Annotated in this window: 14 protein-coding genes; 6 read left to right on the top strand and 8 right to left on the bottom strand. The window is 71.6% G+C overall.

Translation table 11 applies throughout. From position 1 onward, the window contains the following. Positions 1–56: 56 nt before the first annotated feature. Positions 57–971 (bottom strand): RNA polymerase sigma factor, encoded by a 915-nt coding sequence (locus ACIOD2_RS42910; RefSeq protein ID WP_400551158.1) that lies wholly within the window; start codon positions 969–971, stop codon positions 57–59. Between the two features lie 133 nt (positions 972–1,104). Here ACIOD2_RS42910 and ACIOD2_RS42905 point away from each other — a divergent pair, with 133 nt between their 5' ends. From ACIOD2_RS42905 to ACIOD2_RS42890, 4 genes are read left to right on the top strand one after another with little or no spacing between them, the layout of a single operon-like run. Continuing rightward, positions 1,105–2,511, top strand: a complete 1,407-nt coding sequence (locus ACIOD2_RS42905) for an MFS transporter (protein WP_400551157.1) — start codon at positions 1,105–1,107, stop codon at positions 2,509–2,511. Further along, positions 2,508–4,079 (top strand): CocE/NonD family hydrolase, encoded by a 1,572-nt coding sequence (locus ACIOD2_RS42900; RefSeq protein ID WP_400551155.1) that lies wholly within the window; start codon positions 2,508–2,510, stop codon positions 4,077–4,079. Before ACIOD2_RS42905 ends, ACIOD2_RS42900 begins: the two co-directional genes overlap by 4 nt. Further along, positions 4,076–5,806 (top strand): CocE/NonD family hydrolase, encoded by a 1,731-nt coding sequence (locus ACIOD2_RS42895; protein ID WP_400551153.1) that lies wholly within the window; start codon positions 4,076–4,078, stop codon positions 5,804–5,806. Before ACIOD2_RS42900 ends, ACIOD2_RS42895 begins: the two co-directional genes overlap by 4 nt. Positions 5,807–5,836: 30 nt before the next feature. Beyond that, the gene (locus tag ACIOD2_RS42890) at positions 5,837–7,186 is read left to right on the top strand and encodes an MFS transporter (RefSeq protein WP_400551151.1); all 1,350 of its coding nucleotides are present in this window, start codon (positions 5,837–5,839) and stop codon (positions 7,184–7,186) included. A 281-nt stretch (positions 7,187–7,467) separates the two neighbouring features. Here the strand turns inward: ACIOD2_RS42890 and ACIOD2_RS42885 are convergent, their stop codons facing one another. Both ACIOD2_RS42885 and ACIOD2_RS42880 read right to left on the bottom strand, forming a co-directional pair. Beyond that, positions 7,468–7,662: a hypothetical protein gene (locus tag ACIOD2_RS42885; RefSeq protein WP_400551149.1), complete on the bottom strand. Its 195-nt coding sequence runs from the start codon at positions 7,660–7,662 to the stop codon at positions 7,468–7,470. 271 nt (positions 7,663–7,933) lie between these two features. Further along, positions 7,934–8,383: a MarR family winged helix-turn-helix transcriptional regulator gene (locus ACIOD2_RS42880; protein ID WP_400551147.1), complete on the bottom strand. Its 450-nt coding sequence runs from the start codon at positions 8,381–8,383 to the stop codon at positions 7,934–7,936. Between the two features lie 113 nt (positions 8,384–8,496). Between ACIOD2_RS42880 and ACIOD2_RS42875 the strand changes: the two genes are divergently transcribed. After that, positions 8,497–10,893 (top strand): FUSC family protein, encoded by a 2,397-nt coding sequence (locus ACIOD2_RS42875; protein ID WP_400551145.1) that lies wholly within the window; start codon positions 8,497–8,499, stop codon positions 10,891–10,893. Here ACIOD2_RS42875 and ACIOD2_RS42870 read toward each other — a convergent pair. Genes ACIOD2_RS42870 through ACIOD2_RS42860 form a run of 3 tightly spaced genes read right to left on the bottom strand, consistent with a single transcriptional unit; the run spans position 10,847 to position 14,037 of the window. Beyond that, positions 10,847–11,482 carry a TetR/AcrR family transcriptional regulator gene (locus tag ACIOD2_RS42870; RefSeq protein WP_400551143.1) on the bottom strand — a complete coding sequence of 212 codons (636 nt, stop codon included), beginning with the start codon at positions 11,480–11,482 and terminating at the stop codon, positions 10,847–10,849. The two genes, ACIOD2_RS42875 and ACIOD2_RS42870, sit on opposite strands and share 47 nt — an antisense overlap. Before the next feature lie 24 nt (positions 11,483–11,506). Continuing rightward, entirely contained in the window at positions 11,507–12,577 is a 1,071-nt protein-coding gene (locus ACIOD2_RS42865) for a hypothetical protein (protein WP_400551142.1), read from the bottom strand. Then, positions 12,574–14,037, bottom strand: a complete 1,464-nt coding sequence (locus ACIOD2_RS42860; RefSeq protein WP_400551617.1) for an FAD-dependent oxidoreductase — start codon at positions 14,035–14,037, stop codon at positions 12,574–12,576. The genes ACIOD2_RS42865 and ACIOD2_RS42860 overlap by 4 nt, the downstream gene beginning before the upstream one ends. Positions 14,038–14,136: 99 nt before the next feature. Between ACIOD2_RS42860 and ACIOD2_RS42855 the strand changes: the two genes are divergently transcribed. Next, positions 14,137–14,775 carry a DUF2238 domain-containing protein gene (locus ACIOD2_RS42855; protein WP_400551141.1) on the top strand — a complete coding sequence of 213 codons (639 nt, stop codon included), beginning with the start codon at positions 14,137–14,139 and terminating at the stop codon, positions 14,773–14,775. Between the two features lie 6 nt (positions 14,776–14,781). On the opposite strand, the gene ACIOD2_RS42850 is transcribed toward ACIOD2_RS42855, so the two are convergent. Both ACIOD2_RS42850 and ACIOD2_RS42845 read right to left on the bottom strand, forming a co-directional pair. Further along, positions 14,782–15,789: a right-handed parallel beta-helix repeat-containing protein gene (locus ACIOD2_RS42850; RefSeq protein ID WP_400551139.1), complete on the bottom strand. Its 1,008-nt coding sequence runs from the start codon at positions 15,787–15,789 to the stop codon at positions 14,782–14,784. A gap of 21 nt (positions 15,790–15,810) precedes the next feature. Then, positions 15,811–17,742: a hypothetical protein gene (locus tag ACIOD2_RS42845; RefSeq protein WP_400551137.1), complete on the bottom strand. Its 1,932-nt coding sequence runs from the start codon at positions 17,740–17,742 to the stop codon at positions 15,811–15,813. Positions 17,743–17,940: the final 198 nt, after the last annotated feature.

Below are 17,940 nucleotides of genomic sequence, written 5' to 3'. Positions count from 1 at the left end.
GACCTGGACGAGATGCGACGGCGGCGGGGAAGTTCGCTCGATTTCCGTGACCTGGGTCACGGCGCAACCGGGTGGAACAGGCGCAGCCGGTCCACCCGGCCGTCACGGGTGCGCATCAGCCAGACCACGGACGGCGGGCAGTGCGCGGGGTCGTCGCGCGGGTTGCTCAGGTCCATCTCCCAGACGGTGACGCCGGCGCCGGCGACCGCGTGCACCGGGCGCTGCCGCACCCCGGCGGCGAGGTCGGCGTCCATCGCGGCGAGCAGGAGGTCCCGCCCGCCGGTCCGCCCCTGACCGGTCAGGGTCACGTGCGGCGACCAGCGGTCCGCGACGACGTCGGCGAAGCGCCCGGCCTCCGCGGCGGCCAGGGTGTCGACGGCTTCGCGGTGCGACGCCCGGTGCCGCAGCGCGGCGCTGTCGTGCTCGCGCTCGGCGGTCGTGAGCAGGGCCGTGGCCAGCTTGGCCCGGGCCTGGTGCAGCCGGCTGCGCACGGTGCCGACCGGCAGCCCGCACGCCGCGGCGATCTGGTCGTAGGTCGTCACGTCGCTGAAGTGCCGCAGCATCAGCACGAGCTGCAGCGGCGGGGTGAGGGTGCCCAGTGCCGTCCAGATCCAGTCGCGCAGCGCGTGCGTCTCGAGGACGGCGTCGGGGCGCTCGTCGGCGCGCGGCGAGACGAGGTCGCCGGGCAGGACGTCCGTGCTGCCCCGGCGAAACCGCATCCGGCAGGTGTTGCGCACGACCGCGCGCAGCCACGCACCCACGGCCGCCGGATCGCGCACGTCACCGATCCGCCGCAGGGCGGTGAGCGCGGAGTCCTGGAGCGCGTCCTCGGCGTCGGGCCCGTGCCCGAGGACGCTCAGCGCGACCGCGCGCATCGGCGCCTGGTGCCGCTGCAGGAGCACGCCCAGGGCCGCGACGTCGCCACTTTGCGCGCACCGCAGCAGCTCGGCGTCGGGGAGCCCGTCGTCCATCGGCGCACCGCCTTGATCGGAACTGCTATTCCGATTCACCCTAGCGTGCCCGTCCCACCCTGAAAACGGCCTGGCCACGCCGGGGCCCGCGGGTGCTACTATCCGGAATAGCTATTCCGATACGGAGGTCCGGATGCCGTCAGATCGCCGCCGCGTGCTCGTGGTGGTCGCGCTCGCCCAGCTCATGGTGGTGCTGGACGCGACCATCGTGAACATCGCGCTGCCCGCCGCCCAGGCGGACCTCGGCTTCGGCGACGCCGACCGGCAGTGGGTCGTGACGGCGTACTCGCTCGCGTTCGGGAGCCTGCTGCTCGTCGGCGGCCGCCTCAACGACCGGGTCGGCGCGCGGACCGGCTTCGTCACCGGGCTCGCCGGGTTCGCCGTCGCCTCGGCCGTCGGCGGCTGGGCGCCGGACTTCGCCGTGCTGGTCACCGCGCGGGCCGCGCAAGGACTGTTCGGCGCATTGCTGGCGCCGGCCGCGCTGGCGATCCTGTCGACGACGTTCCGCGGCACGAGCGACCAGGGCCGCGCGTTCGGCGTGTACGGCGCCGTCGCGGGTGGTGGCGGCGCGGTCGGGTTGCTGCTCGGCGGGGTCCTCACCGGCACGCTGTCCTGGCGGTGGTGCCTGTTCGTCAACGTCGTGATCGCGGCCGCCGTCATCGCCGGTGCCCTGGTCACGCTGCCACCCGCGCAGCCGCGCGCGAGTGCCGGGCGGACGGACTGGTGGGGCACGGGCCTGGTCGTCACCGGGCTGTTCGCGCTCGTCCTCGGCTTCGGGCGCTCCGAAGTGCTCGGCTGGACCCATCCGGCGACGCTGGTCTCCCTCGCCGCCGGTGTCGTCCTCCTGGTGGCGTTCGTCTTCGTCGAAACCCGCGCGGCCGCCCCGCTGCTGCCGCCGCCGATCGTGCGTTCCCGCACCCGGGGCACGTCCTACCTGGTCATGCTGCTCGCCGCCGTCGGGATGTTCTCGATGTACCTGTTCCTGGCCTACTACCTGCAGCGGACGCTCGGCTTCTCCCCCGTGCTCGCCGGCGTGGCGTTCCTGCCGATGGCCGTGTCGGTCGCCGTCGGCTCCGCGGCCTCCGGCGCCGCGCTCGTCCCCCGGTTCGGCATCCGGCTGCCGGTGACGGCGGGGTCCGCCCTCGCCGCGGCCGGATTCGTGTACCTGACCGGGATCGGCGCCGAAGACGCGTACGCGACGTCCGTCCTGCCGGGGCTGCTGCTGGCCGGGTTCGGCCTGGGCGCGGTCTTCGGCTCGGCGATGAGCTCGGCGGCCGACGGCGTCTCCCCGGCGCAGGCGGGGATCGCGTCGGCCACCGTCAACACCACCCAGCAGATCGGCGGCTCGATCGGGATCGCGCTGCTCACCGGCCTGTCCCTGGCCGCGTCCGGGACGGGCGGGGAGATCGCCGGGTACCACGCCGCGTTCTGGGGCGCGGCCGTGGCGCTGGCGGCGGCCGCGGTGGTCGCCGGCGTGCTGTACCCGCGGCCGGTCCGCACGCCCGCGGGCGAAGTCCGGTTCCAGAAGGAGAAGTCATGACGAAGACCCGGCGCGCAGGCGTCGTCAGCGCCATCCAGCGGAAGGTGTTCGGCCTGCCGCCGGCCACCACGGCGTACACGGTCGAACGCGGCATCCGCGTTCCCACCGCCGACGGCGCCCAGCTGCTCACCGACGTCTACCTCCCGGCCGGGGAAGCGCACGGCACGGTCCTGATCCGGTCGCCGTACGGGCGTGGGCTACCGGAGAGCCTGCTCCACGGACGCGCCTTCGCCGAGCGCGGCTACCAAGTCGTCCTGCAGAGCGTCCGGGGCACGGGTGGCTCGACCGGGACGTTCCGGCCGATGGCGCAGGAGGCGTCGGACGGCCAGGACACCGTCGCCTGGCTGCGGACCCAGCCGTGGTTCGGCGGCCGGCTCGCCACCATCGGCGGCTCCTACCTCGGCTGGGCCCAGTGGGCGCTGCTGCGGGACCCGCCGCCGGAGCTGCGGGCGTCGGTCGTCGTGGTCGGCCCGCACGACTTCGCCCGGGCGCTGCGCGGCTCGGGATCCTTCGCCCTGGCCGACTTCCTGGTCTGGAGCGCGACGATCCGGGCCGGGCTGCCCGAGATGCTCGCCGCGCGCCGCCGCGTCAAGGCGGCGCTGCGGGAACCGACCGCCGAAGCGGCGGCGGAAAGCGCGCTGGGCACCAAGGCGCCGTGGTTCGGCGAATGGCTCGGTCACCCGGACCTCGACGATCCTTTTTGGACGGACTACGACGCGACGTCCGCTCTCGGCACGTCCCGGGTTCCGACGCTGCTGATCGGCGGCTGGCACGACGTCTTCGTCGACCAGACGCTCGAGCAGTTCCAGGCCCTGAACGACCGCGGCGTCGACGTGGCCATGACGATCGGCCCCTGGACCCACCTGGACACGACGTTCAAGGCAGCCCGCGTCGCCGATCCCGAGGCGCTGGCGTGGTTCGACCGGCACCTGCGTGGCACCGCGTCCGACCGGCCCGCGCCCGTCCGGATCCACCTGACCGGCGCCGGAACTTGGCGGTCGTTGCCGTCCTGGCCACCGAAAACCGGCGAGCACACGCTCAGCCTGCACGGGAACGGGCAGCTCCGGGACGAGCCGGCCGGCGTTCCGGGCACGGTCGAGTTCGCCTACGACCCGGCCGACCCGACACCCGCCGTCGGCGGGCGGCACATGTCCGCCAAGGCGGGCCGCCAAGACAACGGCCCGCTCGAAAACCGCGAGGACGTCGTCACCTTCACCTCGGCGCCGCTCGAGGCCGACCTCGACGTCGTCGGGGCGCCCCACCTCGAACTCCGGCTCGAGGTGGACTCCACCGCCCGGCCCGATCTGTTCGCCCGGCTGTGCGACGTCGACGACCGCGGCCGGTCGTGGAACGTGACCGAGTCGTTCACCCGGCTCACCACGACGTCCGGCGAGGTGAGCCTGCGGCTCGGTTCGTGCGCCCACCGCTTCCCGGCCGGGCACCGGATCCGGCTGCAGGTCTCGGGCGGCGCCTACCCGCGCTTCGCCCGCAACCCCGCGCCGGCCCGCTACACGCTCGTCTGCACCGGTTCTTCCCTGTCCCTGCCTGTCGAACAGGAGTCCGCATGAAGAAAGTCCGTCGGCTGGCCGGAGCCGCGCTGCTCGCGCTGGCCGCGGTCACCGTCGTCCCGGCACCGGCCGAGGCGTCGTGGCTGCCGAAGCCGGAGCCCGCGACCTACGGGCAGAGCGAGGCGGTGCCCGCGTCCGTCACGATGGACGACGGTGTCGTGCTGTCCGCGAACGTCGTCTACCCGACGGATCCGGTGACCGGGGCGCGTGCACCGGGCACCTTCCCCGTCCTGCTTTCCCAGACGCCGTACGGCATGGCGGGCCCCGATCCCCGGGCCGGCGGCGCCTACTTCGTCGAACGCGGGTACATCTACGTCACGGCTTCGGTCCGGGGCACCGGCGCCTCGGGCGGGCAGCTGGACTGGTTCGGCAAGCGGCAGGGCGAGGACGGCGCCACGCTCGTGAACTGGGCCGCGCACGCTCTTCCGGGCTCCGACGGCGCGGTCGGCCTCGACGGCTGCTCGTACCTCGGCGTCGACCAGTGGTACACCGCCGCCGAGGCCGGCCCGCACTCGGCGCTCAAGGCGATCGCCCCGTTCTGCACGGATTCCGAGATGTACAACGATCTCGCGACGGTGGGTGGCGTCCCGACGACGTTCATCCCGTCGATCTCGCGGGCCTTCCCGCGCGGGCCGGAGGACGACCCGACGACCGATCCGCTGTCGGTCACGGCCGGCGACCTGACGACCGGCGGCGCCCGGTCGTACAACAACGCCTACTGGCACGGGATCGACGTCCAGGAGTTCATGCCACGGATCGTCGCGAACGGCGTTCCCGCGCTGAGCGAGGCGGGCTGGCAGGACCTCTTCCCCGGCGGCAACATCGGCGCGTACGTGGCCGCGCAGAACGCGTACTTCGGCCGTCCGGTGACCGCGCCCATCGCGGCCGGCGAGCGCGTGACCGGGCGGTACCAGGCGATCGTGGGCCCGTGGACGCACGGCGAGCACGTGAACGAGGACGTGCTCTCGAACATCCGCAAGGAGTGGTTCGACACGTGGCTGAAGGGCCGGCCGACCGGCATGGCGAACACCGCGAAACCGTTGCACCTGTTCGAAAACGGCGGCGATCGCTGGGTCGACACCGCCGCGTGGCCGCCGTCCGCCGGCACCGGTACGTACTACCTCGGCAGTGGCGGCACCTTGACGACGACCCGGCCTGCCACCGCGGGGAACGACGAACTGACCGCCGCACCCACCTACACGACCGCGCCGCTGGCCAGGGACGCCGTGCTGGACGGCCCGATCGACGTCAGCGTCCAGCTGAAGTCCACCGCACCCGACGCGTACGTGGCGGCGACCGTCAACCTCGTGTCGCCCTCCGGCACGGTGACCAAGGTGTCGGACGGCGGGCTCCTGGCGAGCATGCGCGAGCTGGACACCCGGCGGAGCTGGTACGGCGCCGGCCACACGCTGATCCAGCCCAGCCACCCGTTCACCCGGGCGAGCCAGCGGCTGCTCACCCCGGGCGAGACCGTGCGGCTGGACATCGCGGTGCTGCCGAACCTGACCGTGCTCCCGGCCGGCTCCCGGCTCCAGGTCGTGCTGACCGCTCAGGCACCGGCCGGCTTCCACCAGCAGCTGGCCCCGACCCCGCAGCAGAGCGCGCACCTCGCCGCCGGGCGATCCGCCATCGGCCGGGCGCCGTGGGCGCCCTCGTCGATCACGGTGCCGCTCGCCGCGCCGAACTCGTTCACGACCAGCCCGGTCACCTGGGGCCCGACCTCCTGAGAACCCGCGCACCGCACCGGAAGGACGACGATGACCTCCGAACCCGCCGCCACCACGCCCGCACTGAGACCCGCCGACCAGGACAAGGACCAGGCCCGCCGGCTGAGGCGGGTCGTCTCCGCCAGCCTCGTCGGGACCACGATCGAGTGGTACGACTTCTTCGTCTACGCCTCGGCCGCCGGCCTGGTGTTCAGCCAGCAGTTCTTCCCGGCGCTGGACGCCACGGCCGCGCTGCTCGCCTCGTTCGCGACGTTCGGCGTCAGCTTCGCCGCCCGCCCGATCGGCGGGGTCGTCGCGGGGCACCTCGGGGACCGGTTCGGCCGCAAGGGCGTCCTGGTCGTCACGCTCGTGCTGATGGGCGTGTCCACGGTCGGCGTCGGCCTGCTGCCCGGCTACGACACCATCGGCGTCGCCGCGCCGATCCTGCTCGTCCTGCTCCGCCTGCTGCAGGGCTTGTCGGCCGGGGGCGAGTGGGGTGGCGCGGCGCTGCTGTCGGTCGAGCACGCCCCACCCGGGCGGCGCGGCTACTTCGGCTCGTTCCCGCAGATCGGCGTGCCGATCGGCCTGCTGCTGGCCAACTTCGCCTTCTTCACGGTGTCGGCGTCGACGACGAAGGACCAGTTCCAGGCGTGGGGGTGGCGCATCCCGTTCCTGCTCTCGATCGTCCTGGTCGGGGTCGGGTTCTTCGTCCGCGCGCGGGTGGCCGAGAGCCCGGTCTTCACCGAGCTGCAGGAGCGGCGCAGCCGCCGCTCGGCGCCGTTGAAGGTGCTGTTCAAGACCCACTCGCGCGAGCTGGTCGTCGCCATCGGGCTGTTCATCGCGAACAACATGATCGGCTACATCCTGATCGCCTTCATCACCTCCTACGGCACGCGGACGCTGAAGCTGTCCAGCACGACGATGCTGCTGGTCGGCATGGCCGGCGCCGTCGCGTGGGGGGTGTTCACGCTCCTGGCCGGGCGCTGGTCGGACACCTGGGGCCGGCGGCGGACCTACCTCGTCGGCACGCTCGCCCTCGCCGTGTGGACGTTCCCGTTCTTCCTGCTGTTCGACACCCGGTCCGTGCCGCTGCTGGTGCTGGCCGTCGTCGTGCTCGCGTTCGGTCTCGGCCTGACGTACGGGCCGCAGGCCGCGACCTACGCCGAGCTGTTCCCGGCCGCGGTCCGCTACAGCGGCGTCTCGTTCGCCTACGCCTTCGGCGCCGTGCTCGGCGGCGGCTTCGCCCCGCTGATCGCGACGTGGCTGGTCGGGCTGACCGGCACGTCCCTGTCCGTCTCGGCCTACATGCTCGTGGCCTGCCTGGTCACGCTGGCCGCGGTGCTCGCGCTCAAGGAGCGTTCCACCGCGGAACGGGAGGCCTTCGTCGTCGCGACGGGCTGACAAAGGTGTCGATCGAGACCGGTGGTGGCCGCCCCGATCCGGGCACACAACCGAGATCGCCCACGAGCCGGCCTCGACCTGGTGCTCGTGGTGCTCTGCCAGCGCCGGCTCCTGCACACCGGCCCCCGGCCGAAAACTACGCCGACGCGCCGGCCGCGATCACGCTGAACGCTTCCGCCCGTGGTCGCGCCGGGCTCCCGGGGCGACCCGGAAATTGACCCGATCCAATTCCCGCCCATTCCTGGACCTATTCCAGACTCCTCGAGAACGGTTTCCGCACGTCACCGAGGGTCGAGTTCGTCCGCCAGCGCCGCGTCGACCTTCGCCGCGGCCCGGCGCAGCGCGCGGCGCGCCACGGCGAACAGGGCCACCGCGGCCACGGTGGCGACCATCGCCCAGGTGCTGCCGCCGTCGTCGGCCGGGACCACGGCGAACGTGACCAAAACGAGGAGCAGCCAGCGGTTCCGGTCGTCCACCCGGATCCGGAGGCGGCGGGAAGCGCGGCTCCCCGTGATCGGGAACGCATGGTCAGGAACACCCATCGGCTCTCGGCCTCCCGTCGATGATCCGCTCAGACTCCCGATGTCACGGATCGCAGCTAGCTGATGCCCGAACAGTCGATCTGTTCACCAAGAGAGTTACAAATTTTGCACCCAATAACGCAAAGCAATCACTGATCCACACGAAAGAGTGATGCTTTCGACGTATTCGACGTTTCTTATCCGCCAGCCAAAAACGGATTCACATTCAGTCCGTCAGCACGCTCACGTCGTAGTGGCGGGCGACAGCCTGGTTGTACCGGGCGAACGACTCCCCGATCACCCGCAGGTCCTCCTCCGGCACGCCCGCGAACATCGCGGCCAGGTTGTCCCGGCGGCGGTCGTGGACCCGGCGGGCGCGCACGCGGCCCTCCTCCGTCGCCACGACGATGCTCCGGCGGCGGTCCTCCGGCGCCGGGGTCCGCTCGACCAGGCCGGTGAGGGTCATCGCCGACACCTGGCGGCCCACCGTGGACGGATCCAGGCCGAGCTTCATCGCCAGGGTGGTGATGTCCGCCGGCCCCGTCACCTCCAGGGTGCGCAGCAGCAGGTACCCGGCGCGGTCGACCTCGTCGTAGATGTCGGTGCGGCGGCTGAGCAGCTCGAAGTTGCGCACCATGACCGCGGTGTGCGCCTCGATGAGGTCGAGCGCGTCCATCCGCAGAACCTACCTTCCGGCCGATTGCCCGGCCGCCCGGCATATCGGTATCATACCGGTAATTATCGGCATGATACCGATATCCACGACCGGGGGTAGGAGAAGTCACTCGGATGGGACGCGCGTCGGCGGCGGTGCACCGGATCAGGGACAAGGCGATCGGCTCCGACCCGGGGATGACCCGGCTGCGGAGCGCGGTTTCGGCGGCCGTCGCGATGACGACCGGGCTGGGGGTCGAGTACGTCTTCGCGACGCTGACCGGGGCCGCGCCCCAGGCCACGCTGGTCGCGGTGCTGCTCGGCGCGATCACCGCGATGATGGGCTCGATGGCGCTGACCGGCGGCGGCGCGTGGCTCAAGGTCCGCACCGCCGCGCTGTTCCCCGTCGCGATGGGGCTCGGGATGGCGCTCGGCATCGCGGTCGCGCCGCACACCGACCTGATGCTCGGCGTGTTCGTCGTCGTGATGTTCACCGCGGTGTTCGTCCGGCGGTTCGGCATCCCGTTCTTCTTCTACGGCTTCATGGTCTGGATGGGTTACTTCTTCGCCGCGTTCCTGCACGCGACGCTCCAGGGGCTGCCGGCCATGCTGCTCGCCGTCGTGATCGCGAGCGCCTGGGTGCTGCTGCTGTGCTTGACCGTCCTGCGCGGCCACCCCGGCCGGACGCTCGGCCGCACGCGCCGCGCGTTCGGCGCCCGGGCCCGCGCGGTCGTCCGGCTCTGCGCGACGCTGCTGGCGGACGGCCCGACCGAGCAGCTCACCCGGCGGATCCACGCGGCGCAGGCCCGGCTCGCCGAGTCCGCGCTGATGGTCGAGGCGTGGTCGGCCGAGGTCACGGTGCTGCCGGGTGACGTCTCGGCGGCGGCGATCCGGCGCACGACGATGGACGCGCAGCTCGCGATCGACCTGCTCGTCACCGCCTGCGCGCAGCTCGGCGCCGAGCCGGAGCTGGTCGGCCGCGCGGCGAGCGTGCTCGACCTGTTCGCCCGCCACGACTACGCCGCCGCCGGGCAGGCCGCCCGGACGCTCCTCGCGCGGGCGGGCACCTCCCCCGTGCGGCTGGTGGCCGTGGCCGTCACCGACTACCTCGACGTCGTCCGCCGCGCCGACCGCGACGGCCTCGCCGACACCGGCGAGTTCGAGCCCGCGGTGACGATCGCGATGGGCGCGCTGCCCGGCACCGCCGCCGCGGCCGGCGACGTCGAACCCCGCGGCCGCGCGTGGAACCCGTTGCGGCGCCTCGACTTCACCACCCGCCAGGCCGTGCAGGTGGCCGTGGCGGGCGGGCTCGCGATCGTGCTCGGGCGGCTGCTGTCCGAGCAGCGCTACTACTGGGCGGTGATCGCCGCGTTCGTCGCGTTCACCGGTACCGCGACCCGCTCGGAGGTGTTCCTCAAGTCGGCCAACCGCGTCGTGGGCACCCTGGTCGGGCTGGGTGCCGGCATCGGGCTCGCGCACCTGACGGCCGGGCACCCGGCGGCGGTCGTCGCGGTGATCATCGGCAGCATGTTCTGCGGCTTCTACCTGCAGCGGCTGTCCTACGCCTACATGATCTTCTTCGTCACGATCATGGTGAGCCAGCTCTACAGCGTGCTCAACGAGTTCTCGGCCGGCCTGCTCGTCCTGCGGCTGGAGGAGACGGCGATCGGCGCGGCCATCGGCGTCGGCGTCGGCCTGGTGCTGACGCCGCTGAGCACCCGCGACACGGTCCGCACCACCGAACGCGCCCTCGCCCGCACCTTCGGCGAGCTGCTGAACGCCGCGGCGGACCGGTTCGAAGGCCACGCCGGACCCGCCGACCTGGACGCCAAGGTCCGGGTCCTGGACAACGACCTCCGCCAGCTGCGGCTCGTGGCCGCGCCGCTCGTGGCCGCCGTGCCGTGGGGCGGCGGTTCCCGCACCACGCGCCACCGGCTGACGCTGGCCGCCACGCTGGTCCAGCACACCCACCGGCTGGTCGCCGTCCTGCGCCGCGGCCGCGCGAACGACCGGTCCCTGGCCGGGCCCGCCCGGGCGCTGGCCGACGTCGCGACCGCCGTCGCCGAACCCGGCGAGACGGACCCGGCCACCCTGCTGGGCCTGGCGGAAACCGCCCTCACGCAGCACTGCTCCCCCGCGGACGAGCCGATCGTGATCGAGCTGATCCACCTGCGCCGGCTGCTGCACGAGATCGCCACCGGCGACGAGCCGGGCCTGCTCGCCGAGCCGGCCGCGCCGTGCGTCACCGAGATCCGCGGCCACGTCCACGGCGCGACCGGGTCACCGCTGTCCGGGGCCACCCTGACCCTGGTCGACGCGCACGGCCACCAGACCGCGCGGGCGACGTCGGCGACCGACGGCGCCTTCACGCTGCAGGCCCCGCGGGCGGGTTCCTACGTCCTGATCACGGCGGCGGACCGGCACGGGCCGTCGGCCTCGACGGTCCTGGCGCACCGCGGGCACGGCGTGGTGCAGGACATCTGGCTCACGGCCCGCCGGCAGTGCCACCGTCGCGACGTCCGGCTCCGCTGAGGGCCGGGCCGATCCACCGGCGGACGAGCGCCCGCAGTTCGTCGTCGCTCAGCTCCGGTGTCGTGGGGAACTGCAGGAAGGACATGAAGAGCCGCATCAGGATCTCGGCGAGCCCCTGGAGGTCCTCGTCGGTGGTGACACCGGCGGCGGCCCAGTCGACCGGCACGTGGGCCAGGATCCGCGCACCGAAGGAGAAGGCCAGCGGCGAGATCACGCCGTCGGTGAAGAAGTTCGCCTCACCCGCCTGCAGGAGCAGGCCGAGGTAGGGCTCACCGGGCACGGTCCGGACGGCGAACACGACGGACTCCACCGCGGCTTCGGCGGGGCTGCCGAACGACGCGAGGTGCCGTTCCATCCGCCCGGCGAACTCCTCGACACCGGCCAGGCCGACCGCGCGCAGGATGTCCTTCAGGCCCGGGAAGTAGCGGTACACGGTCTGCCGGGTCACCCCGGCCTCGGCGGCGACGTCGGAGAGGCTGGTCTTGGCGAGCCCGGCGCGGTCGAGGCACGCCGTCGCCGCCTCGACGATCCGGCGGCGCGCCTCCTCCTCGGTACCGGGCGGGTTGCCCTGCCAGCCGTGAAACCCCATGCGGTCCATCTTCCCCGAGCCCGCTCAGACGGGAGCAGGGACCTCGCGCCGGGCGCGGTGGAGCGCGGCCAGCACCAGACCCGCCCCGGCGAAGCAGGCCAGCGCGTACAGCCCGCTGCCGATCGGCGTGCCGTCCCGGGTGACGCCGTGGTCCGCGCCGAAGTACGCGGGCAGCGCGCCGATCCAGCACACCGCCAGCACTCCCAGGTAGACCGCCGGGTAGAGCCGCACGAAGGCGGACAGCGGCTCGGGATCCCGCCGTCGCACCAGGAGGATCCCGGCCAGCCAGACCAGGCCCAGCTCCACCCCGAGGATCCAGGCCTGCGCGGTGGTGTTCGTGCCGGCCAGGCTCGACGGGACGCCCGCGATCGCCATCGTGGGCGGGGTGAGCACGCCCGCCACCAGGACACGCCACACCAGCGACCAGCCGCGTCGCGGGCCGCCGCCGACCAGCTTCACGACGAGCCAGGTCATGGCCGCCATCGAGACGGACGCGAACAGCAGCATGCTGTTCATCGGCACCGAAGCCAGCGCCGGGTGGTTGACGAGCTGATTGCCGGGGTTCCAGGCCCACCACCTCAGCTGCGGGCCGAGCTGGTCGAACACCTCGTAGAACACCTGGCACACGAAGGCGACGGCCACCGAGGCGGCCAGCGGGCCGCGGGCGCGGAAGACCCCGAGCGTCCGCACGAGCTCGTAGGCGAGCTGGCTGATCATCGGGTAGAACGCGACGATGTAGAGCGGCAGCCGGTCCCCCATGAACTGCACGGTGAACAGGTTGTGGGCGAAGATGAAGCCGTACAGCTCGTCGAGGCCGAACCACTCCGGGAAGTACAGCGGCGGCTCGGTCACGAAGAGGTAGACGAGCGAGGTGAACCACAGCGCCAGGTTGACCGGGTCACCCGCGCGGTGACGGCGGATCGCGTGCACCAGAGCGAAAATCGCGCCGGCGATGACGAGCACCTCGAGCAGCGGCATCGTCCAGTGCGCGAGGTCCCACGGCCAGCGGACCGAGACCACCGGAGAGACGTCGTGACAGTCGAAGCCGAGACCACGGGTGACGGCCTCGGCGTCCGGCCCGCACCCGTCGCTCATCGCGCGGCGGCGGTGGTCGCGGCCGTCGAGTAGTCCGTGGCCGGCGGCTCGGCGCGGGGGTCGAACCCGTACGGCACGCGGTGCTTCCCCAGCGCCGCGCGGAGGCGGTAGCGCACCAGCCCGGCGAGCACCCGCGGGTTGCGCAGCATCTCCCCCAGCGACTCGTCGAGGTTGAACACCTTCGCGAAGTGCTCGTCGACCACGTCGTACTCCCGTGCGGCGCCGACGACGAGGCTGAACGCCGGGCCGGACACGGCCGCGAGCAGCCGGCGCCGCCACTCGGGCGGCTTCTCCGTGCCCACCGCGCATTCGTAACCCTGGTCCCGGGCCATCGCCAGGGACCAGGGCACGCCGAGCAGCTTGCGCTGCGCCTTGAAGAACCGCGCGGAGAACGCCGCGTCGAGCCCGCTCGCGCGGCCGAGGTGCTCGCGCAGCAGCAGCGCCGACCCCGCCGCGGAGCTGATGCCCTGGGCGTAGAACGGGTTGAACGCGCAGATCGAGTCGCCGACGAACACCAGTCCCCGCGGCGGGCTCGCCCAGCGGTCGTAGCGGCGCCACTTGTTGCCGGTCGACCGGGTCAGGTGGACCTCCGAGGTGGGCGCGCACCGGTCCATCGCCTCCGCGAACAACGGCGTCCGCACCCGGCGGGCCGTCTCGACGAAGGTGTCGGCGGTGCGCGGCATTTCCAGGCCCCACGAGCCCATGCAGGCGATGACGCGGTCGCCCTCGATGGGGAAGAAGTTGACCAGGAACTCGTGCTCGGCGGGGTGCTCACCCTTGTCCGGGGTCGGCATGATCACCAGGTGCCGCCACCACCACGACGCGGGCCGCTCCGGCGGCAGGTCGTACCAGCGTGAGGTGTAGGTGACCTTGGCGTCGAGCGTGCGCACCTCGGGTTCGGGCCAGCCCGCCGCGACCAGCCAGCCGCCGACGCCGGACCCGCGGCCCATCGCGTCCACCACGAAGTCGGCGTCGAGGTGCTCGCCGCCGTCCGGAGTCGAGAAGTCGACACCGGCGACCCGGCCGTCCCGCACGGTCAGGCCGGTCACCGCGACCCCCTCGCGGATGACGACGTTCGCCAGCTCCCGCACCTTGTCGCGCAGCACTCGCTCGATGAGGATCCGTGAGCCGTAGATCATCGTCATCGCGCTGCGCTTGCGCGCCGACCAGCCTTCCCCGTCCAGGTAGGCGGCGTCCATGGACGGCATCAGGTCCAGCCCGCCCGCAGCGACGAGGTCGTCCTCGAAACCCGGGAACAGCGCCCCGATCGCCCGGCGGCCCGAGTTCAGCAGGAAGTGCGGGTGCTTGCTCTGCGGCACCCCGCGGCGGTGCGCGGCCCCGGCCGGGAGCTCGTCGCGTTCCAGCACCAGCACCTCGTCGAAGTGCGGGGCGAGCGCCCCGGCGGTGCACAGGCCGGCGGCGCTGCCGCCCAGGACGACGGCGGTCTTGCCGAGCCGCATGCGGACCAACTCCCCTGCGTCATTCATACAACAAGACGACAAATGTATGAATGAGGCGGGGAGCGTGTCAAGGACGGCGGCGGCCCCTAGAGTGATCGGATGGTGCGCACGGTCGGCCGGGCCGAAGGGACGCTGCTGGTCTCGGTGGTGCTCGCGGTCCTGGTGGTGACCGGGGTCCAGGCGAAGTCGACGGGCACCTGGTTCATGGAGGTCGTCTGGGTGCTCGCCGGGCTGCCGCTGGTACTGATCGTGCGCAAGAGGTTTCCGTTGACGCGCCTGCTGTGCTGGCTGCTGGTGCTGCACGCGATCGTGCTCTGCTACGGCGGGCAGTACACCTACGCCGAGACCCCGCTCGGCGAGTGGGCCCAGGACCTGATGGGCACGCAGCGCAACAACTACGACCGGCTCGCCCACTTCGTCCAGGGTTTCGTCCCCGCGGTGGCCGTGCGCGAGGTGCTGCTGCGCCGGACGCCGCTGCGCCCCGGCGGCTGGGTCTCGTTCCTGACCGTGAGCGTGTGCCTGGCGATCAGCGCCTGCTTCGAGTTCGTCGAGTGGGCCAGCGCGCTCGTGGCCGGCTCGGGCGCGGACGACTTCCTCGCCACGCAAGGAGATGTCTGGGACACGCAGTGGGACATGTTCCTCTGCCTGTGCGGGGCGCTCGTCTCCGTGCTGCTCTGGCGCCGGCTGCACGACCGCCAGCTCCGGCTGGGCGGCGTCGCCGCCACCCAGCCGGGCTGAACCGGGTCAGCTCCCCGGCGTCACCGGGGTCTTCGACACCCCCTTGCCACCGGTCGAGGTGTTCGACGCGCCGATCACGTTCGGCTTCTTCTGGGCGACGCAGTCGCTCTGGTTGGTCGAGTTGATCCCCCAGCCCGCGGAGTTCGTCACCACGAAGGTGTTCTTGGTGAAGGTGTTGCCGCAGCCGGACTTCTCCCACACGTTGTGCGTCTGGATGCCGTCGAGGTACCCGTGGCTCACCTTGTTGCCGGTGATCGTGTAGTTGTCCCCCTTGACGTCGATGGTGGAGTCGGCCGAGTTCTCGTTCTTCTCCCCCGTGCCGTCCAGGGTGTTGCCGGAGATCACGCCGTCGTGGGTGCCCTCCTTGATGTCGATGCCTTCGGCCGCCACGTTCGGGCCGATCTTGTTGTTCAGCACCTGGATGTAGTTACCCGCGTCGGGGGCGTTACCGTCGTTCGTGCCGTAGCACTCCCAGTTGCTGTTCGCCGAGCCGAGGTAGATGCCCTCGCCGTAGCCGGGCTGCTCCTTGCCGGTGTTGTAGACGTTCGAGTTCTTGATCACGCCGTAGGAGCTGCTCTTGCGGAAGTGCACGGCCTCGGCGCCGATGTCGTGCACGGTCACGCCGTCGAGCGTGACATGCGTGGCGCCGTCGAGGACGATGCCCTTCTTCGAGTTGGTGACCGAGATGCCCTTGACGTTCCAGTAGCTCGCGCCCTGCAGCCACAGGCCGTACCCGGTCTGCCCGGACGGGCAGTCGGTGTCGCCGGGGTTGAACAGCGGGTCGTGCAGCACGGCCTTCGCGCTGCCGGTCAGGGTGATCGGCGACGACGCCGTGCCCGGCTTGGTCGCCACGAACGCGCCGCTGTAGTCGCCGTCGGCCAGCGAGATCGTGTCACCCGGCTTGGCCGCCGACAGCGCGGCGGTCAGCTGGGTCGCCGTGGAGACGGTGATGGTCGTCGCCGCGGGGTGCACGAGCTGGCCGACCAGGCTCAGCGCGGTCAGTGTCTTGATCATCGGATTGTCCTTTCCGGACGGTCAGCTCGCCGGGACGTTCTTGAGGAACAACGACTTCGCGGTGCTGGTCTTCGAGTCGTCGACGCCATGCCCGCCGGTGTAGTCCTTCTGCTCGTTGTGGGCCCAGTCCACGATCGGCTTGCCGCCCACGTCCAGGTGGTGGAAGGCGGAGCCGTCCCAGCCGAACTGGTAGATCTTGCTGTGGTCGGCGTAGTACGGCGTGTAGGCCGCGCCGGCGGTGACCTGCTTGGTCATCGTGTTGTTGAAGAACACGTTGCGGGGACCAGAAGATCCGGACCATTTGACCGCCTTCTGCCCGGTCGACCAGTAGATCGGGAACCACGTCGAGTCGTCCGGCGCGTCACCGCCCTCGTCACCGCAGTGCGCGGTGCAGCTGCCCGAGCGGTGGGCGTAGGAGACCTTGTTGGTGTTGAGCTCGAACAGGTTGTTGCGCTCGTAACCGCCGTGGATGTTGAAGTCCGAGTCGATGTCGTTGCCGATCACGACGTTGCCCGAAGCCGACCACTGGAAGGTGAAGTGCCGCAGGTCGCGAGTGGTGTTGCCGGCGTAGAGCGAGTCCCAGACGCGGGAGCCGCGGAAGTAGCCGTTGCCGCCCTTGCCCTTGTTCCACGAGCCGTCCAGCTCGTTGTTCACGATCTGCAGGTTCTTGGCCTCCTCGGTGACGATCGGGTGTGAGCCGGTCATCATCGAGTGGATGCCGGTGACCCAGGAGTTCGCGGCCCACTTGAACACGATGCCCTGCATGGCCAGCGAGGGCGCCAGGTTGCCGTAGTTGTCCTTCGCCTGCGCCTCGGTGATGCCGGCCGGGGCCGACTGCGTGAAGGAGAAGTTCTCGAAGCCGACCCCGACGATCGGGTCCACGATCGGCGAGGCCTTGGACGCGTAGGCACTGCCGTCGATGGCCGCCGAACCGTCCGAAGTGGAGTCGACCGGGACGTCGTACTCGAGCGGCTTGTCGATGGAGACGGTGTGGTTCTTGGTGTCGATCGCGGTGATGGTGAACCACTGCTGGCGCATGTGGAGGTTCTGCAGCGGCCAGGTCGTGGGGTAGGCGTTCATCGACTTGTAGAAGTTGATCGAGTTCGCGGCCCGGATGTTGATGAACCCGCCGACCTTCATGTTCGTGGTCTTGGCGCTGGTGGCCAGGTACACGGTCTTGTCGCCGGTGCGCGCCGCGAAGCCCTTGTCACCGGGCTTTTCGCGCAGCTTGGCGCCCGCCTTCCAGTGCACGTTGATCGTGCCCTCGAAGATGTCCTTCCGGTTGGCCGGGGCGGACTTGTATTCGCTGGCGTAGCTGGGGTCCACACCGCGCGACTGCACGCGGAACAGGCCGCGGCCCGGCCACAGCCAGCCGCCGGAGCCGTCCTCGTAGTTCATCTCGTGCTGGTCCCACTGGTCGCCGTCCGGCGTCACGACGTCGTACTCGGTGTTCTTGTCCGGTGTGAAGACGAACTTCGTCTGGTCGGTACCGGCGCCGCGCAGGATCAGGTAGTTCGCGTCGACGTGGATTTCATGGGTGACGTTCAGCGTCCCGGCCGGGAACGTGATCAGGCTCAGCTTGGTGTAGCTGCCCGACGGTGAGCAGGAAGCGTGGATCTTGTCGATGGCCGCCTGGATGCCGGTCGTGTCGTCGGCACCGTCGTCCGGCTTGACCTTGTACGTGCTCGCGAGCTGGGCCGGGGTGATCTGGCAGCTCGCGCTCGGGTTGACGGCACTGGCACCGGGCAGGTTCTGGCCGCCGCGGAAGCCGGCCTTGCTCCAGTCGTACAGCCCGGCCACCGGGGCGGCCCGGTTGCCGGCCGAGGTGTCCAGCGTGGTGAGCGCACCGGGCCCGGGCGGGACGGCGGTGGCCGGAGACGGATACATCGCAACGAGGCCGGCCGCGACGAACGCGGCCGCGGCGACGCCCGCGACATTTTTCTTTCGTGACAAGGTGAACCCTCCGGATGAGTGGGTGGCGGAGAAGGCGGCGGGGGCACCGGGGACGACCCGGCTCAGCCCGGCTGAGGACGCGCCGGAACCCGGTCGGGGATTTCCGGAGCGAGAGGGAGCTCAGGCGGCAGCGGGGATTCCGGCGTCCGGAATCGGCTGTCTCACCTCGGGCGATGTGACACCACGGGCACGGGTAGC

The sequence above is a fragment of the Amycolatopsis sp. NPDC088138 genome (genome assembly GCF_044741685.1).
Classification (GTDB): Bacteria; Actinomycetota; Actinomycetes; order Mycobacteriales; family Pseudonocardiaceae; genus Amycolatopsis.
This window is presented reverse-complemented; position numbering and strand designations above follow the sequence as displayed.

Bases quoted from the DNA above. Each gene is read 5' to 3' on its own strand.
- ACIOD2_RS42850 (WP_400551139.1), bottom strand. From the start codon at position 15,789: ATGATCAAGACACTGACCGCGCTGAGCCTGGTCGGCCAGCTCGTGCAC.
- ACIOD2_RS42895 (WP_400551153.1), top strand. From the start codon at position 4,076: ATGAAGAAAGTCCGTCGGCTGGCCGGAGCCGCGCTGCTCGCGCTGGCC.
- ACIOD2_RS42870 (WP_400551143.1), bottom strand. From the start codon at position 11,482: ATGGGGTTTCACGGCTGGCAGGGCAACCCGCCCGGTACCGAGGAGGAG.
- ACIOD2_RS42890 (WP_400551151.1), top strand. From the start codon at position 5,837: ATGACCTCCGAACCCGCCGCCACCACGCCCGCACTGAGACCCGCCGAC.
- ACIOD2_RS42910 (WP_400551158.1), bottom strand. From the start codon at position 971: ATGGACGACGGGCTCCCCGACGCCGAGCTGCTGCGGTGCGCGCAAAGT.
- ACIOD2_RS42905 (WP_400551157.1), top strand. From the start codon at position 1,105: ATGCCGTCAGATCGCCGCCGCGTGCTCGTGGTGGTCGCGCTCGCCCAG.
- ACIOD2_RS42860 (WP_400551617.1), bottom strand. From the start codon at position 14,037: ATGCGGCTCGGCAAGACCGCCGTCGTCCTGGGCGGCAGCGCCGCCGGC.
- ACIOD2_RS42880 (WP_400551147.1), bottom strand. From the start codon at position 8,383: ATGGACGCGCTCGACCTCATCGAGGCGCACACCGCGGTCATGGTGCGC.
- ACIOD2_RS42865 (WP_400551142.1), bottom strand. From the start codon at position 12,577: ATGAGCGACGGGTGCGGGCCGGACGCCGAGGCCGTCACCCGTGGTCTC.
- ACIOD2_RS42900 (WP_400551155.1), top strand. From the start codon at position 2,508: ATGACGAAGACCCGGCGCGCAGGCGTCGTCAGCGCCATCCAGCGGAAG.
- ACIOD2_RS42875 (WP_400551145.1), top strand. From the start codon at position 8,497: ATGGGACGCGCGTCGGCGGCGGTGCACCGGATCAGGGACAAGGCGATC.
- ACIOD2_RS42855 (WP_400551141.1), top strand. From the start codon at position 14,137: ATGGTGCGCACGGTCGGCCGGGCCGAAGGGACGCTGCTGGTCTCGGTG.